We start from the raw sequence: 17,107 nt of genomic DNA, 5'->3' as shown, positions 1-17,107 counted from the left end.
AGCTGTATTAGAAACAAGCTCCGCGACACATTGAGGAATAGCGATTCATGAATGACTTCCAGCAACCTCCACGCAGACGAGTTCTGTTAATCATCATGGATGGCATTGGTGTAAACCCGTGCAAGCTCAACAACGCTGTGGCTCTGGCAGACACCCAGAATCTTGATCGGATCTACTCGACCCATCCAACGTGCTTGCTGGAAGCATCCGGGCGTGCGGTTGGACTGCCCGAAGGGCAAATGGGAAATTCTGAAGTAGGGCACCTGTCAATAGGCGCAGGAACGGTGCTACGGCAGGATTTGGTGAAGATTGGTGATGCGATTGCGGATGGTACTTTCGCTGAAAATGAGGCGGTGTGCGGTGCGTTGGAGCGAGCAAAAAGCAAGGGTGTACCTCTGCATTTGCTTGGCTTGGTATCTGATGGCGGTGTTCATAGTCATACCGAGCATCTAATCGCGTTGATAGAACTGTGCGCAAAGAATCAAGTCACGCCTGTGTTGCATGTCATCTCGGATGGGCGAGATACTGCACCGAGCAGTGTGCGGCAGTTTATGGGTGGGGTATTGCAGTCGTTGGAGAAGGCTGATGGTCACATTGCAACCGTGTCAGGTCGTTATTTCGCAATGGACCGTGACACGCGCTGGGACAGAGTCGAATCAGCCTGGCAAGCTATCGCGTGTGCCCAAGGTCGCAAAGCGGCCTCTGTCGACGATGCTATCCAGAAGGCTTACGATGCTGGCGAGACTGATGAGTTCATCACACCCACTGTTCTAGACACCCACAAACCTCTAGACGCTCAATCTGAAGTTTTCTTCTTCAACTTCCGCAACGATCGACCCAGGGAGTTGAGTGAAGCATTGGGGCTTGCTGAGTTCGAAGGATTTGATAGAGGGGACTTCACGCCGGTGACTCTCACAACGATGACGCGCTATGAGAGCTCCTATCCGTTTGCATGTGCATTCACACGTGACGAGCCTGGCAAGACTCTTGGGCAAGCGGTATCCGATGCTGGAATCAAACAGATTCGTTCCGCAGAGACCGAGAAATATCCTCACGTTACGTTCTTTTTCAACGGTGGTCAGGATGCTCCCCTTGCAGGAGAGGAGCGATTGTTGGTGGCCTCGCCAAAAGTAGCGACCTATGACCTGAAGCCAGAGATGAGTGCGGTTGAAGTGACTGATGGAATCGTTCGCGCACTTGAAGAGCAGAGTGCAGGGCTGATAGTCGTTAACCTGGCGAATGGCGACATGGTGGGTCACACAGGAGTCAGAGAAGCAGTTGTAAGTGCGGTCGAGACTGTGGACAAAATGGTTGGGAGAATGTGGGAGTGCGCGGTAGCGAATGATTATTCAATCGTTCTTGCTGCCGATCACGGCAATGCTGACATGCTGCTTGATCCCGTGAGCGGAGACCCTCATACACAACATACGACATTTCCAGTTGCCTGCGTCGTGCACGATACCATCATGTGGGAGTTGGGTAATGGTAACGGTCTGCCTTCCATCGCTCCGACAATACTACAACTCATGGGGCTTGATCAGCCAGAGTCCATGACAGGCTCTTCGTTGTTGTTGGGGCCGTACTAGCAACAATTAGCTCATATTGGAGCTCCATTGAAAAAGTCGTGACATTCTTTCTGTCCCCAGGCATATCTTTTACCTAGCGCCTGGCAAGCTTGTTTCAATGAAGCGCTAGTTCCGACCAGCACATGGAAGTGCTGCTTGAAACATTTTTCGAGCTCTTGCCATGAGGCCTTGTTAATGCCTAATCTTTGAAGTGCAGGCATGGCTTGTGAGGAAAGAGCGCCTCTCTTGTCTGGTCTGTGTAATCGAGCTGTCAAGTCTACAAGTTCGATGTATTCAAGCGTATTGACGAGCAATTGTGGGTACCGTTTGTTCTCACTTTGTTCGTCCAGATTGATTAGACCCGGAGGGAGTGGCTCTGTTGCTGCAGTGTCATTGTATGCAGCTTTGAATCGACAATGAAGAGAGGTAAAAGGGTCCTCTTCCGGCACACTGCACATCTGTGCACGAGTCGGATTCAAATCCACATATGCCATGCAAGCAACGACCGCTCGGGCATCAAGTAATGTCTGGCTGTGGAATCGCCCTTCCCAGAAACGGCCTTTACAATCATCCTCTCTGTTCGACAAGCGAGCCAATGGTTCTTTCGCGCAGCGCATGAGCCAGCTGATATCGTGTAGGGCATTACGCCAGCGACGGACACTGGCGGATAGTATTTTCAGTTCAGATGAGTCGAGTGTTTCTGAATCACTATGGCGGCGGCTAAGCTCGGTGCCTTTGAAAAGCTGATGCCAGCGAAGGATGACCTCGTCATCTGACCACGTTTCCGCTATATCTCGATCAACTCGCAGAACGACATGGAAGTGATTTTCCATGATGGCAAAAGCGACGAGTTTTATCGAAAATATAGTGGCAAGCTGCAGAAGTCGCTTACGAAGCCAGCGACGCCGATGGGTGAAATCCTGACCGGTAGTTCGATCAATGCCACAAAGAAAGCTGCCACGCACGCATCGGCTGGTGCAGTGAAAATAAGGCGTCAGTTGTAGCGCGGCATCAAGCCGTCTTGGAGTTGCCATCTGTGCATTCCTTTGCGCAGTAGTAAATGCAACGTTAACCTTGACGCGCTATGGCGTCAAGGGGCCCGGTCATTTGATACGCGATACTCTTTTGCTGTTCTAGCTGAGAGTCACGATCCGGATAGAGCTTCGAGTGCTTCCCAGCGTGCATAGGCAAGGTCCAGCTCGGTTTGTATGCCCTGTGAATCCTTGATTGTTTTGTCAGCCTGAACCTTGTCGTTGTAGAAGTCTGAAGCGTTCATGCGCTGGTGCAGGCTAGCCAGCGACAATTCCAACTCGTTGATCTTGCGGGGTAATTGCTTTAGCTCTTTACTGTCCGCATGGGAGAGTTTATTTGGCTCTGGCTTTTTTTCTCGAGTTTTTTTTTGAGTGCTGCTTTTGTTGCTCTGTTGTTTCTTTGACTTTGTGGGTGTCTGGTTCAGGTCGGATTGATCAAAAACAGGCTTCAAGGTGTTGGAGGTTAGTCTTTCGCGTTCGAAATCTTCGTAACCACCAGCAACGTCAATAAAGTTTCCATCGCCTTGATAAACGAGGCTGCGAGTGACAACGTTTTCAAGTAGCTGTCTGTCGTGACTGATCAAAACCACAGTGCCTTTGTATTCACCTAGCAGGGCTTCCAGCAATTCCAGAGTCTCGATGTCAAGATCATTACTAGGCTCATCCAGCACGATCAGGTTTGAGGGCTTGAGAAAAAGTTTAGCCAGCATGAGGCGCCCGGTTTCGCCACCAGACAAGGCAGTAATGGGAGCGCGTGCGCGTGAAGGATCAAACAGGAAATCCTGCATATAGCTCATGATGTGTCGCGGGCTGCCGTTGACATCAACGGTATCCCGGCCACCGCTGACATTGTCAGCCGCAGAAAGCTTGGGGTCCAGTGTAGCGCGCAGCTGATCGTAGTAAGCCACCTCTAGCTGTGTGCCGCTTTTCACGGTTCCCGTGGTTGGTGTGAGCTCTCCTACCAGAAGCTTGACCAGTGTGGATTTTCCACAACCATTGGGTCCGATGATGCCAATTCGGTCATCGCGCATGACAACGGTTGAAAAATCAGAAATGATCTCTCTGTCGCCATGAGAAAAACTCATGGACTCCGTTTCGAAGATGATCTTTCCTGAGTTCTCTGCCTGGTTGACTGACATTCGAGCTTGTCCGACAACAGAGCGACGAGAGGAATGCTGTTCCCGAAGTTTCTTCAAAGCTCTGACACGACCTTCGTTCCTGGTGCGACGAGCTTTGATTCCCTGGCGAATCCAGACCTCTTCCTGTGCAAGCTTCTTGTCGAATAGTGCGTTTTGCTGAGCTTCCACATCTAACGCTATCTGTTTGTTAATGCGGTATTCGGCAAAGCCACTGGGCCACTCGGTCAGCAGGCCGCGGTCGATCTCACAGATATGATTGGCGACGGAATCTAGAAACTTCCGGTCGTGGGTTACAAAAACCAGAGCGCAGTTCAGGTTGGCCAGATAATTCTCCAGCCAGGCTACAGCTCCAATATCAAGGTGGTTGGTAGGCTCATCCAGTAACAGGATGTCGGGTTCGCTCACCAGCGCGCGAGCTAGTACGACGCGTCGCTTCATACCGCCAGACAAGCTACTTACATCTACTTCAGGGTCAATCTGTATCTTCGACAGTGTCTGTTCGACCTTTTGCACTAACGACCAGCCATCGTTGGAGTCAATTTGATCTTGCAGATGGGCCAGGTGGTCAACGAGTGACTTCCCGCTCTCTGTTTTGGTTTCTCCCAGCGCGAGGCGTTGGGATTCCTTGTGATACTCCGCAATCACCCGTCCCACTTTACTCAGTGCCGAGGCGACAACTTCATATGCCGTACCTTCGAAGTCGGTGGGCACGGCTTGCGGCAGATAAGCTGTCTTGAGCCCAGAGGTGCCTACGATTTCACCGCTATCGGGAAGCAGCTCTCCGGCAATTATCTTCAGCAGGGTGGACTTGCCTTCCCCATTTCTGCCGACCAGAGCCATGCGGGCACCGCGTTCGATAGTCAGATTGACCTTATCGAGTACGGTAGTTGGCCCGAAGGCTATAGAAGCGTTTTGAACGCGAATCAGGGACATGGGATTGGGTTTTGACTAATCGGTATGTGAGGGATCAGACGGCGCACCTGCCAAAGGGCAGCAGAATGTGTCTGTTAATGGGTACCAGGTTTCGCCGACATTGACTACTCGGCCGAAGATCTGTGGCCATCAACTACGCAAGTGTATCAAGCCCTACGGGTAATCATTGCAGTACTGAGCAATTGGCCACCCATATTTTGCGCTAACTCCGATGATTCCGCTTCTTAATCCATTTACAAGTGGAGGTTCAGAGGAGTGTGGCTGTTTGGACGATTCTGGCGAAATAGTTCTGATCTCAGCCAGAGCTCGGTAGTCAAAAGAATACCGCTCAGCCTGTTTTTCGATGCTTGTGAGTGTGCGAATCGTTACTTGCCTTCATTTTGTGGGTGTCTGATTCCAGTCCTTTATGGGTGTCTGATTCCAGCCACCAAGGGGAAGGATTTTTTGCCATGTTGAGATACAGCGTGATATAGAAGAGTCCGAAGTCCTCAGAGGCACGGGTGGCGGGAAAAAGCTGGAGTTTGAAATCGGTGTTGGTTAGCGTGGGTAGCTGGGTCCATAGCGATGCAAGTTCCCGAGGGCCACCGGCCAGGCAAATATGCGTAACGTACTGACTACCGGTGGAATATCCGATAGATCGGAAGTACTGCGAGTCGAAATGGCTGAGAATCGTGGTTTTGCCTGCATAAGTCATATTGCAGGCATGTCCGGAGATGGGCTGTGTATCCTTGAGAGCATTGACCAGAATACGGTTGGGGAGCACTACGACGCGTTTGGAATTGGGGGTCGCAAATGCAGCCATCTTGATGAGCTTTCCAAGTCCAATGTACTGGCTATCTGGGTTCAAGCGGTGTGGTACCGACGGAATTCGTGCAGCTCCCGGTATGCCGGTTTGTTTCATCAACAGACTTAATCCCAGTGCGACCATGGCGGGTTTGCGGTCACGCCTTTCCAGAATCGGCTGAATATCCTTGTTTCGTCTGTCTTCAAGTAGCTTGAAACCATTTTTCTTGGCAAAGCATTGAAGGTAGCGAAAGTTTCGAGGCTGAAGCTCGGCCATCTTGGGAGGGAAATAAAACGTTGGTTGGCGGGCGGTGATGTCGCACGACAAACTGGTCCGTAATCGTGATTCCAACGAAAGGTCAGATGCACTGACGATGTCTGCCAAGGTTTGAACCCATGCTCGATCAGGTTTTGCCTCGTCTGAGGTCGCCAGAGAGGGGGGCTCGTCGACGGGTGTACCCGGCTTTGTCTCCGCAATGCTTGTCATGATGTTCAGCCTCCCGTGTTGTGCGTCAGGCTGAGCTCTTGGTTAGCTCGAGGAGGCTATATTTTAGAGTGCTTCCCCTTGTGGCTATCGGTTGGCCGCTCTGGGTTACCGGGCCATGCCTGCATGTGCCGTAACAAAGCGATATTCGGGCCAAACTTCGACGGAGTTGCATGGGGAGTGTTGTTCAATCCTCTCATCTGCAATGGGAGGAGTTATGCAATAAAATACTAACTGCTCAGACTTTATGAGCAGCAAGAGTTAGTATGATTTATATTGCATAATTTACCGGTGCAAATAAGTACTGGCACTCACAAGTGAGGACCAGCACCCTGTTAACTCGCCTGGCTGGATTCAGACCATTCTTTCTTGGTGAATGTCTTGATGCTCAGTGCATGAATGGCACCTGATTTGATGTGTTCATCCAAAATCGCGTAGACGAGCTTGTGTCGCTTTAATGTAGACAGTCCTTCGAAAGAGTCGCTGACGACTCTTGCCTCGAATTTGCTGCCATCACCCGTAATTTCTGCCTGTGAATCAGCAATTGACTGTTCTACCAGGTCGCTGAAAAAGTCCATCCGCATAGTGTTCGCCTCAGTTATGGTGCGCAGTATAGCGCGGGAAGTGCAGGCAAAAAAAAGGGCCCGACAAGCGGGCCCGATTCAGGGGTGAGAACGTAACACCAACTGTTGATTGGGGCACGTGCGAAGACTTTAGTAGTCACTGGAGATTAGTCAAATAAATACATGAAATAACAGGCGATAATGTGATCTTCTTCACGCATTGTTTTTCTGCTCAACCGGGATTTTCAAAGAACACATAAGAAGTTGAGTAGTCACTGAATTCGAAATAGACTTTCTTTTCGTCGCTATCCACCTTGTTGTTCAAGTTCGCATCCATGACGCCGTAGCCAAATCGGTACGGGCGATCCGCATTGTTGCCGGTGCCTGCGGCAGTAGAGATCTTGTCGATTTCCATGAACCGCTTGACCAGTCTTTCGCCTGCGTAGATCTCGATAATTCCATCTGTTCCAGTCCAGTTCTGGATTGATCGTCCGATCTTGTTTTGTGATTCTTGTGTGCAGGATGCCAATAATATCAGTGGGCACACTGCGAAAATTATCCGTATTTGACGGTTCATGAAGCAATTTCCCCTATCCAAGTCTGGTTATTATCCGACAAATATGCAGATTCAGCTTGAGCAGCGGTTCATTTGCAGGTTGTGGGCTGCGATTGCGGGAGTCGCGGGGAGGCAAGGCGCCTAATTTTACTATATGGGTGTCATGAAGCAGCCGTAAGGCGGTTTGAGGGAGGATAATGGGTGTCTCAAACCTATTTGACGACAGTTATGGCTACTTCTGCTGACAAGCAGTTCGGAATTCGCGTTGAGCTTCCTGAGAACGATCCGATGAGTGCTCCTCATCTGCTGGGTGAACAGTGGAGTGGGACTCGCTGGTTCGAAACCGAAACTGCCAGAGACATTGCTTTGGAAAAAATGCGGAAGCAACCGGAGTACTACAGGAAAGGCGATACACCTAGCGTGCAATTGACGAAGGTCTCAGCTAGCTGAGAGAAGGCAGAGTTCTCTCTCTCTCTCTCTCTCTCAAGTTCCCTCTAAGCTAGTTACAAGTCACCTCTGTCTGCCTTTGGATAGTCTTCGAACACCAGTTTAGCGGGTGAGACAGGATCGGCTTTATGGGTGTCTGAATGGGCGGCGTTGTTTTTGTAGGAGCCGAGTTCGCGGATGGAGGAGACAGCAAACTGTCTGATGCCAAGTGTCGGTAGTGGCGGCAAAGTGCGTCCGGCGAGCAGATCACTAAGAGCTTCGAGGCCGGGGTTATGGGCCACGACCATGACATGATTCACGGTGACGGGAACAGTGGATAGAATGTCCAGGAGGGTGCCTGCTGAGGCTAGGTACAGCTCATCGTGCAACTCAAACTGTTCTTCGCTCAGTTTGAGTTCTGTGTACAGAAAGGCGGCAGTTTCCTGAGCTCGGCGTGCCGAGCTACACAGCAACAGATCTGGAATACATTGGCGGTTCAGAAGACGCCTGGCCATGGTATGCCCATCCCTTGCGCCGCGTTCATTCAGCGGACGGTCAAAATCGGCCTGGTTTTCAGTTTTCCAGCTCGATTTTGCATGTCGAGCAAGTGTTACGAACTGGCTGCTCATCGTTTACAGCTCCTTTGAGCGAATCGACTCGTGTAATTCGAGTATTTTTTAGTGATGCCAGATGGTTTCCGCTGGCAGTCGACTTCGCAGCTGGTTGCTGGTCATTAGTCTGACATCAGATTTCCATCTTCGGCGCGTATGTAACCAATGCCCTGATCTGTATTGACTTTGTACCACTCGTTGATGACTTGGTCGAGCTCGAAAATCGTCCCAGGTGCGACGCGCATCATAAGTTTAGAGTAGCTGGCGGGCTGCTGATATACACCTTTTGGGTAATAGGTGCCGATTACTCGTACCTGAGGTGGTTTCGTACCATAGCGCTGCGATGTCGCCAGGTTTGAGGATTCAATGGGATTCAATTCGAAGGTGCGATTAGTGTTAACTGACGCGATGTGCACATCAGGGGCTTCACTGTTGGTGCTCTTTACCTCGCGAGCGCGTTGTAACGCCAATGTGCCTGTCGTTGTAGCAACTCCCGCAGGGTTGTTGCTCAGCGTTTCACGACCAGTATTCTTGTTGCTCGACTCAGTTCTTTTCTCACGAAGCATGCTGGCCGGAATGGTAATGATGTCGCCAATTCGTAATGTGCGAGGATCAGTAATCTTGTTGTAGGTGGCAATTGTCTCCCACTGATCAACCCGTCCGGTGTATTTGAGCGCGATGTCGCTTAGTCGGTCGCCTGGTGCGACTGTATGCTGGACATCATCAATGGACAGGCGGGCTGCTGATGTTTGATTATCCGGAGCTTGATTCGAGTTTATGCCCGAGGTTGCGCAGCCGGCTGCCAAGGCAACTGACAAGCACATCGCTACGGATAAACTGGCGTAATTTTTCATTTTCTTCCAGTCGTTTCTATTGCCAGATGGGTTGCAGGTGGTAAATCATCACTTTCGATGAACACCACGAGAAAGTGTAACTTTCTCACCCTGAAATCAATTGTCGGCACGAACCATCTTATCCGGAGGGAACCACATCGTAGTTCGGCAACGCTAATAGAGATTAGAGACACATAAACTAATCAAATGGGACCGTCGGGTTACGTGCAGTGCGGATGATGGCACGAATGGGCAAAAATTAAAGCCAGACAGAAAAATGCCAGAAGCGATCTCTGGATGGAAATGAAGACATGAAAAAGCCCGACCTCATGACAAGACCGGGCTTTTTGGTGTTGCAGTGCGTGTTTTTGGGTCGTTACCGTATTGCTGTGACTTTTTGAGCTGTCGTCAGCATAGAATTATGTCGGTAGGTTTCAGAATGGCAATGTGGTTATTTTATATCTCGCTGGTGTACGTAGCCGAGACCTTTGCTGGTTTTCACTTGATACCAGTTTCCCATGGATTTAGCGACTTGCAGGGTAGTGCCGGGAGAGACACGCATCAACAAGCTGGAGGAGAAATCGGCATTGTTGTATATCGCCTTCGGATAGTAGGTGCCGCTCACCATGATCTGATCGGGTGATGATTGAGTATCCGGCTCCGGTGTGACGCTTTTCAACGCATCAGTTGCCTGGGTGGTGAGGCTGGTAGTTTCTTCGGATTGGAAGTTAGCTTCAACAATCTTGATGGCTTGATCTGGCTTGACTGATGCTATTGACTCAGATAGAAGATCTGCATTGGCATCCAGCAACTCAGTCTCACCTGCCACATCCACCTTGGAGGGCTTGGATGAGATGGTGAGTGTCCGTAATGCTTCACTTTTTGCAATCGTTGTTGAAGGTTGAGCCGGCGTGATGTTCGCTGCTGTTTCAACCGTTTCGAGCACTTCATCCTCAACTGATGATGTGACGTTGACTGCTGTTTCAAGCTCTGGTGTTGCCGTGATGATGGCGGATTCGAGATCTGATTTGATCAGGTTTTCAGGCACATAAATCGTTTGACCGGTTCTTACAACCGCAGCCTGTTCTGCAGAAAATTCATTCTGCCCGGCAATTGCTTGCCAGTTAGTGGCATCTCCAGTTGTCCGTTTGGCAAAATCCCACAGTGTTTCACCAGGGTTCAGCTTGAACGCCTTTGCACTGACCTGAGTGGGTTTTTCGGCGTCGCTAGCTGCTGATGCTGGCACCTCCAACTGAGGCTTCGCTGCGGTTTCTTCGCTGATTGCACCTGACAGGTTTTGCGTATCAACATAAATTTGCTCGGGCACCGAATCTTGAACTGAAGTCTCGAGTGCAGCAGTCTGATTCAGTGATGGCTTGATCATGTCGGCAGGGATGATCAGCTTCTGGCCCGCGTATACAGAGGCGTTGGGTCCAAGATTATTGATGTCAGCAAGAATGTGCCAGTTAGTGGCATCGCCAGTGGTCTGTTTGGCGATATCCCATAATGTCTCGCTCGAACCCACTGTGTGGACCATGTCCTCAATGGCGGGTGCAGATTCAGGCAGTGTGGTAGCCAATTCGGACGAGGCTTCTGGCTGGGGAATGATGTCGGATTCAGCTAGTTCGCCCACATCATCGTTTATGGGTGTCTCAATGGTTGCTGCCTGGTTTGTTTCTACACGTGGCGTGACTGAGGGAATCTGGTCTCGCGCTCTGCGGTTAGGTGTGGCGCTATGTATGACAATTGGACGGATGGTGGTGTCTCGAGAGCTCGTTCCATTGCCCTCCAGTAACGTCACCTCTTCGGCATCCATCAGCAGGCCTTCATCGGATAGCTCCTGGCCAGGTCGGGTCTCGCCAGCTCCCGCCTGACTGATTTGGGTCTCATCAGCTTGAGCTTCTGTATCTTCGTCACTGAAACCCAGCAGGTAAGTGGTCTTGTCCCAGGCGCGACCTGTCACATCAGCGGTGGTTCGCCCCGCGGTCAAAATACCCGCGCCCACCCGGCTGAGTCCAGTGTCTTCCTTGCCTGGTGTGGTTGAGCACGCGCTCAGCGATACGATCGCGGCTGCGACCAAGCTAGTCTTGAACAGGGCAGGGATGCTATTGGACATGAATTCTCTCACCAGCGGACTTGTTTGTAGGCGGATGCTCTAGGTCGTCTGGAACCAAATGCGACAAAAACAGCATATAGGCGTCAGTGTACCGGCGAACATGACACTAGTTTAGATAGTTGGTAGATTTTTAGATAGTTGGTCGATTGAGGTTCGTCAATGCAAACTTGCTTATTTACTCTGGCTTGAATGCTTGGCTAACCGGAATGCTTGAATTGTGAAGCATGTCTCATGCCGGCTGGTGGGCTGAGCTGTAATTAACTACCTTTTAACCTTCTATTTTATTCGACTTGAGTCAGTTTGAACACAATCGCAAGGGGCTTTCATGTGGATGAAAGCCAGTCTGCATGGGCATCGGGGTGGCCGAATACCGGCGTCATGAGCCTGATGTAGCCAATTCGAGGTTACGATCACACTCAGGGTTTCATAGTGTTAGTGCTTTACCTACCTGTCTGCAGTAGGTAAAGCATTTTTTCCAATCCTGATCGGACGCGCATGGAAGCATCCGAGCTTTGGAAGCCTTGCTATTACTTGGCCCAGGTGTCTCGCAGGGTCACCGTACGATTGAATACGGGTGAGTCAGTGCGGTGATCGCTCCTGTCGCTGACAAAATAGCCAATTCGTTCAAACTGGAAATGCTGTTCGGGTTCTGCCTGTTGAAGGGCAGGTTCGACAACGCAGCTTGTCAGTATTGTTTCTGATTCAGGATTGAAGGCTTCGGCCAGTGTGTCTGCCTTGGTGGGATCGGGGCGGTTGAACAGCGGATTGTAGAGTCGCACTTCAGCCGGAACTCCGTGCGTTGCAGAAACCCAGTGAACTACGCCCTTGACCTTGCGACCTTCAGGCTTCTTTCCCAGTGTGTTCGCATCATGAGTGCAGCGTAGTTCCAAGACCTTGCCATCGGCATCCTTGATGATCTCTTCGCACTTGATCACATAGGAGCCTCTCAATCTGACCTCACCGCCTGGAATCAGGCGCTGATATTTTGGAGGGGGGACTTCTGCAAAATCATCCCGATCAATGAATACTTCACGAGTAAAGATCACAGGACGAGTGCCAGCAGCTTCATCCTGAGGATGATTGGTAAACGTCAGCGTCTCTTCATAGTCTTCAGGAAGGTCGGTAATGGTGATTTTGATCGGATCCAGTACCGCCATTCGTCGTGGCGCATTTTTGTTCAGATGGTCTCGAATACAGGTCTCCAGAACCGCCATTTCTATCCACGCATCGTTTTTGGTGATGCCGATGCGGTCGCAAAAGTCTCTGAGCGACTCAGGGGTATAGCCACGTCGACGCATGCCGACGATGGTTGGCATGCGTGGATCATCCCAGCCGTGTACATGATTCTCTTCGACAAGCTGAATCAGGCGCCGTTTGCTGAGCATCGTGTATTCGAGTGAGAGCCGGGCAAATTCGATCTGCTGGGGGTGGCAGGGCGTTTTCAGTACATCCAGTACCCAGTCGTAGAGTGGCCGATGGTCTTCGAATTCCAGTGTGCACAAAGAGTGCGTAATGCCTTCAAGCGCATCAGAGACGCAATGCGTGTAGTCGTACATCGGATAAATGGACCACTTGTCGCCGGTCCGGACATGGTGGACTTTGCGGATTCGATAAAGCGTAGGGTCTCGCAAATTGATATTGCCTGAGGCCATGTCAATCTTGGCTCGCAGAATATGCTCGCCATCGTCGAACTCCCCGTCTTTCATGCGCTGGAACAGATCCAGGTTTTCTTCGACACTGCGATCGCGGTAAGGGCTGGGCACGCCCGGCTCGGTCAATGAGCCTCGCATCTCGCGCACTTCTTCAGCGCTGCTGCTATCCACATAAGCCTTGTCTTGGCGAATCAATTCTTGCGCAAATTCGAACAACTTGTCGAAGTAGTCGGAAGCGTGGCGCAGCTCGTTCCATTCGAACCCCAGCCAGCTGACATCATCTCTGATGGCGTTGGCGTATTCCTCACTCTCGCGACCCGGATTGGTGTCATCGAAGCGCAGGTTGCACTGGCCGTCGTAGCGTTTTGCAATGCCGAAATTCAGGCAGATGGACTTGGCGTGACCGATATGCAGATAACCGTTGGGTTCCGGCGGGAAGCGGGTTACTACCTGGCCGCCGTTCTTGCCCGAAGCCACGTCGTTGTCGACGATGTTTCTAATGAAATTACTGGCCTCTACGGGCTCTGACTTGGACATGGCAGTTTTGCGACGATCTCTAGGTAAACAGAAGGACCCAATTATGACAGAAGTACGAGACACCCATAAAGCGTGAAGTATTCAATTGGAATATTGGCAGGATTACCTGTCAGAATTTATGGGTGTCTGCCAGGATTGCTACAATGGCGTTGGGAGCCAGATACCGTGTTATCGGCTCAGAAGAGTGGAGTTGACGGCATGAAATGGGATAACAAGGCAGGTGCAACCTGTGGAGCTGATCGACGGGAGCTGTCAGATTCGTGATTAATTACACCGTCAGCATTTCGAATGCCGCCGCGCACCTGATAGACGTGCGACTCGATGTGGCCCAGCCGGATCCCGAAGGTCAGGTGCTCAGGCTTCCCAACTGGATTCCCGGAAGCTACATGATCCGGGATTTTTCACGAAATATCGTGAGTGTCATGGCAAGTCAGGGGGTTGAGCCCATAACGCTGACCAAGCTGGACAAATCGACTTGGCAAGCACCGCCGGGGCTTACCAGCCTGTCTGTTGAATATCGTATCTATGCCTGGGATCTGTCTGTCCGCTCTGCCCATGTGGATAACACGCATGCCTTCTTCAACGGCACCAGTATCTTTCTGTGTGTGCAGGGGCAGGATCAGGAAGCGCAGCAGGTCAGGTTCGAACGACCAGTGCATGAAGCCGCACAATTGTTCCAATTGGCAACAACGCTAAAGGCCATTGATACTGACACCGATGGTTACGGCCTCTATCAGGCCCAGAACTACGACGAGCTGATCGATCATCCTGTAGAGCAGGGCACTTTCAAGCGCTTGCACTTTGATGCCTGCGGAATTCCGCATGAAATCATTCTCACAGGCGCCTGTCATTTTGATGAGCAGCGTGTGATCGATGATCTGACCAGAATCTGTGAGCATGAAATCCGCTTTTTTGGTGAGCCAGCCCCGGTTGATCGTTATTTGTTCATGGTCATGGTGGTTGGTGAGGGCTACGGCGGACTGGAGCATCGCGCCTCGACTGCGTTGATGATCACGCGTGAGAATCTTCCCGTCATCGGTGAGAGTGCGACCAGTGACCTCTATCTGAATTTTCTGGGACTGTGCAGCCACGAATATTTTCATACCTGGAACGTGAAGCGCATCAAACCTGCACGCTTCGTCCCGTTTGAGCTTAATCAGGAGTCATATACCGAGTTGTTATGGTTTTTCGAGGGGATGACATCCTACTACGATGATCTGGTGCTGGTACGTGCCGGTCTGATTGATGAAGAACGATACCTGCAGCTGGTGGCCAATACACTGACCCGAATTCAGAGAGGCCCGGGGCGTTTGACGCAGACGGTGACCGCATCCAGTTTCGATGCCTGGCACAAGTTCTACAAGCAGGATGAAAACTCCCCTAACGCCATTGTCAGCTATTACGCCAAGGGTGCGCTGATTGCCTTATGTCTGGATGCTTTGCTGCGCAAGCATTCCCAGGATGAGGTAACGCTGGACACCTTGATGCGCAAGCTCTGGGATCGCTGGTTAGAAAGTGGCAAAGGCCTGGAAGAAGATGAGCCTCAGAAGCTTGCTTCGCAGTTGTTGGGCCAGGATTTGTCCGGTTTTTTCAATCGCGTGCTGTATACCACCGACGAGCTCCCGGTGGCTGAGGCGCTCCTCAGCCTGGGGATCAAGCTCGATTGGCGAGCCCGAAATTCGGCAACCGATACCGGTAATGTCACCCGCTCAGGTGCGCAGAACGCAGATGCCAGTGATCAGAGCAAGGCTGCAGTTGATGCTAAAGCGACCGTTCAGCCCTGGCTTGGAGCCAATTTCGATGATGCACCGGGCGGCGTAAAGCTTCTGCAAGTGTTCTCTGGAGGATCTGCCGAGAAGGCGGGCATGGCAGCAGGTGACATCCTGATCGCCATGAACGGTTTATCGGTCAACAAGGCTGATGTGGCTAATCATCTGGCGCGTCATGCAAATCTTGGCGAAATCAGTATCCATTTTTTCAGGTTGGGCCAGTTGCACAACGCCCAATTGGCACTGGAGCCTGCTCCTGAGGATACCTCGATGTTAGAGATTGTTGATTCGGATCGCCTGAAGCAGTGGTTGAGCGGTGGTCGGAAAGAGGCATGAATATGGGGCGCTATCTGCTGTTCGAAGTCCCTTTGATGATCAAGAGAGAAAGACTGCGATGAGCAAGCTGCCGGATGCACGCCTTATTCAGAATCAACTGCATAAGCTTGGGCATCCGAATGTGGATGTTCATGCTTTTGAACAGCTTGATTCGACCAGCATCTGGCTCAAGGACAATGCCTCCATATTGACGTCCACGGACCTCGACAGGGGGCGTGATGTCAATGAAACCGTACATCTGTGCGTGACAGATTGGCAGAGTGCAGGTGTCGGTCGGCGCGGACGTCAATGGCAGACACGTCCGGGTAATATCACGTTTTCCGTTCTTGCGCAGTCATTGCGGCCAGCCAGCGAGCTGGTCGGCATCAGTCTGGTGACAGGCATTGCCGTGGCTGAATGCCTGGCCGACAACCTGGGAGTTCAGCCGCAGTTGAAATGGCCAAACGACGTGTTGTTGAACGGTGCCAAGTTAGGTGGACTGCTCACCGAACTCAGCAGTGTTAGCGCATCTGCTGGTGCTCGACGAGTTACGCAGCTGTTTACCGGCATTGGCATCAACACTTTGCATGACGACGAGGTGCTGGGCCTGGGAATTGGTGCAACATCGCTTGAAGAGGCGATGGGGGGGCGCATGGCTCCGTCCGAACGCGATGTTTTGCTTGCGAAAATGGTGGCGAATGTGTTGGCTGAACACCAGCGATTCCATGAGTCGGGCTGGACGGTATTTTCTGAGCGATGGGCAGCACTGGATTGGCTGTTTGATCGTGAAGTGTTGATTCATCGAGAAAATTCGACGGAACAAGCGGTTGCACGTGGTGTCAATGAGCAGGGTGCGTTGCTGGTTGAGCGTGCTGGTGAAATCCTCCCGCTTTTTAGTGGCAATGTATCGATTAGGCCGACCGTATGAGAATTCTGGTAGACATAGGTAATTCACGTTGCAAATCTGCAATTGAAGATGAAGACGGTCTGCACCCGTTGGAAACCTTTGCCTGGAAGGATGTGTTTCTACATGAAGTGCTCGACAGGGTCTGGCTCAAGGCTCTGGGTGAGCGACGACCGGAAAGCGTGCATGTCTCGAATGTAGCTGGCGAGCGATTGCTGCCTAACATGAGTGCCTGGTGTTGCGACAAGTTTGCCATCAAGCCCATCGCCATCCACTCAGTCGCAGAGTTCAATGGTCTGAAGAATGCCTACAACGAGCCTGAAACCTTTGGCGTTGACCGGTGGGCTGCCATGATTGGCGCGCGTGCCCAGTACAGCGGTGGTTTGTGTGTGATCGATTCTGGAACCGCGACGACCGTTGATCTTATCGATGCGGACGGAGTTCATCTGGGTGGGGCGATTCTGCCGGGTATTTACACCATGCGTCGTTCTCTGGGCAAGTACACATCGGCCCTGTTTGCCGCGGACGGCGACATCAGTCCGTTTTCCGACAACACGGCGGGTGGCATTGCAGGTGGAACCGGGTTCGCCTCAATTGGTGCCATGGAGCGGCTGGTCTACGAGGCTTCTCAGCGAGTTTCGCCGATGACGACGATTGTCACCGGTGGCGAGGCCAAGATTCTTGAATCCTTCATGAGAATTCCTGTTGTGCATGACGAGCTGTTGGTGCTCAAAGGGGTTTCTGAGATGGGAGGGGCTCTTAGTGAGATTGAGTTGGGATTGGCGTCAACTTGCTGCGACAGGCTGTCGCTGAACTGAAAATTTGCTCCGAAAGGCTTTTAAGGGGTTGAAAGTCGCCGAAGAAACACATTGTTCGCAGTGGAACGAAAA

Annotated in this window: 15 protein-coding genes; 6 read left to right on the top strand and 9 right to left on the bottom strand. The window is 51.5% G+C overall.

The features are described from left to right. The first annotated feature begins 47 nt into the window (after nt 1-47). Nucleotides 48-1,586, top strand: a complete 1,539-nt coding sequence (gpmI, locus tag IMCC3135_RS31710) for a 2,3-bisphosphoglycerate-independent phosphoglycerate mutase (RefSeq protein ID WP_088921239.1) — start codon at nt 48-50, stop codon at nt 1,584-1,586. A gap of 11 nt (nt 1,587-1,597) precedes the next feature. Here gpmI and IMCC3135_RS31705 read toward each other — a convergent pair whose 3' ends face one another. The 5 genes from IMCC3135_RS31705 to IMCC3135_RS31685 form a co-directional block, all read right to left on the bottom strand. Next, on the bottom strand, nt 1,598-2,599 hold the full coding sequence (locus IMCC3135_RS31705) for a transposase (protein ID WP_157736469.1): 1,002 nt from the start codon (nt 2,597-2,599) through the stop codon (nt 1,598-1,600). A gap of 110 nt (nt 2,600-2,709) precedes the next feature. Beyond that, nucleotides 2,710-4,668 carry an ATP-binding cassette domain-containing protein gene (locus IMCC3135_RS31700; RefSeq protein ID WP_088921237.1) on the bottom strand — a complete coding sequence of 653 codons (1,959 nt, stop codon included), beginning with the start codon at nt 4,666-4,668 and terminating at the stop codon, nt 2,710-2,712. Between the two features lie 328 nt (nt 4,669-4,996). Next, a complete protein-coding gene (locus IMCC3135_RS31695; protein ID WP_088921236.1) occupies nt 4,997-5,938 on the bottom strand; it encodes a hypothetical protein in 942 nt (313 codons plus the stop codon). Nucleotides 5,939-6,270: 332 nt separating this feature from the next. Continuing rightward, entirely contained in the window at nt 6,271-6,519 is a 249-nt protein-coding gene (locus IMCC3135_RS31690) for a BolA family protein (RefSeq protein ID WP_088921235.1), read from the bottom strand. A gap of 211 nt (nt 6,520-6,730) precedes the next feature. Next, a complete protein-coding gene (locus tag IMCC3135_RS31685; RefSeq protein WP_088921234.1) occupies nt 6,731-7,075 on the bottom strand; it encodes a hypothetical protein in 345 nt (114 codons plus the stop codon). Nucleotides 7,076-7,255: 180 nt separating this feature from the next. Between IMCC3135_RS31685 and IMCC3135_RS31680 the strand changes: the two genes are divergently transcribed. Next, a complete protein-coding gene (locus IMCC3135_RS31680) occupies nt 7,256-7,504 on the top strand; it encodes a hypothetical protein (protein WP_236994700.1) in 249 nt (82 codons plus the stop codon). 53 nt (nt 7,505-7,557) lie between these two features. Here IMCC3135_RS31680 and IMCC3135_RS31675 read toward each other — a convergent pair whose 3' ends face one another. The 4 genes from IMCC3135_RS31675 to IMCC3135_RS31660 all read right to left on the bottom strand — a co-directional run bounded on the left by IMCC3135_RS31675 (nt 7,558) and on the right by IMCC3135_RS31660 (nt 13,229). Then, nucleotides 7,558-8,109, bottom strand: a complete 552-nt coding sequence (locus tag IMCC3135_RS31675) for a SixA phosphatase family protein (protein WP_088921232.1) — start codon at nt 8,107-8,109, stop codon at nt 7,558-7,560. Nucleotides 8,110-8,213: 104 nt separating this feature from the next. Next, complete coding sequence (locus IMCC3135_RS31670; RefSeq protein WP_088921231.1) at nt 8,214-8,945, bottom strand: LysM peptidoglycan-binding domain-containing protein; 732 nt, start codon at nt 8,943-8,945, stop codon at nt 8,214-8,216. A 430-nt stretch (nt 8,946-9,375) separates the two neighbouring features. Then, on the bottom strand, nt 9,376-11,040 hold the full coding sequence (locus IMCC3135_RS31665) for a LysM peptidoglycan-binding domain-containing protein (protein WP_088921230.1): 1,665 nt from the start codon (nt 11,038-11,040) through the stop codon (nt 9,376-9,378). A 527-nt stretch (nt 11,041-11,567) separates the two neighbouring features. Beyond that, nucleotides 11,568-13,229, bottom strand: a complete 1,662-nt coding sequence (locus tag IMCC3135_RS31660; protein WP_088921229.1) for a glutamine--tRNA ligase/YqeY domain fusion protein — start codon at nt 13,227-13,229, stop codon at nt 11,568-11,570. Between the two features lie 72 nt (nt 13,230-13,301). On the opposite strand from IMCC3135_RS31660, the gene IMCC3135_RS34420 reads away from it, so the two are divergent. The 4 genes from IMCC3135_RS34420 to IMCC3135_RS31645 are packed head-to-tail and all read left to right on the top strand — an operon-like array spanning nt 13,302 to nt 17,035. Beyond that, nucleotides 13,302-13,493 (top strand): hypothetical protein, encoded by a 192-nt coding sequence (locus IMCC3135_RS34420; protein WP_157736468.1) that lies wholly within the window; start codon nt 13,302-13,304, stop codon nt 13,491-13,493. Beyond that, nucleotides 13,490-15,334 carry a M61 family metallopeptidase gene (locus tag IMCC3135_RS31655; RefSeq protein WP_088921228.1) on the top strand — a complete coding sequence of 615 codons (1,845 nt, stop codon included), beginning with the start codon at nt 13,490-13,492 and terminating at the stop codon, nt 15,332-15,334. Before IMCC3135_RS34420 ends, IMCC3135_RS31655 begins: the two co-directional genes overlap by 4 nt. Before the next feature lie 58 nt (nt 15,335-15,392). Then, nucleotides 15,393-16,241 (top strand): biotin--[acetyl-CoA-carboxylase] ligase, encoded by an 849-nt coding sequence (locus IMCC3135_RS31650; protein WP_088921227.1) that lies wholly within the window; start codon nt 15,393-15,395, stop codon nt 16,239-16,241. Then, nucleotides 16,238-17,035 (top strand): type III pantothenate kinase, encoded by a 798-nt coding sequence (locus IMCC3135_RS31645; protein ID WP_088921226.1) that lies wholly within the window; start codon nt 16,238-16,240, stop codon nt 17,033-17,035. Before IMCC3135_RS31650 ends, IMCC3135_RS31645 begins: the two co-directional genes overlap by 4 nt. Nucleotides 17,036-17,107: the final 72 nt, after the last annotated feature.

Source organism: Granulosicoccus antarcticus IMCC3135 (assembly GCF_002215215.1).
Classification (GTDB): domain Bacteria; phylum Pseudomonadota; class Gammaproteobacteria; order Granulosicoccales; family Granulosicoccaceae; genus Granulosicoccus; species Granulosicoccus antarcticus.
The sequence above is the reverse complement of the archived record's forward strand: the minus strand, read 5'-3'. Positions and strand labels throughout refer to the sequence as shown.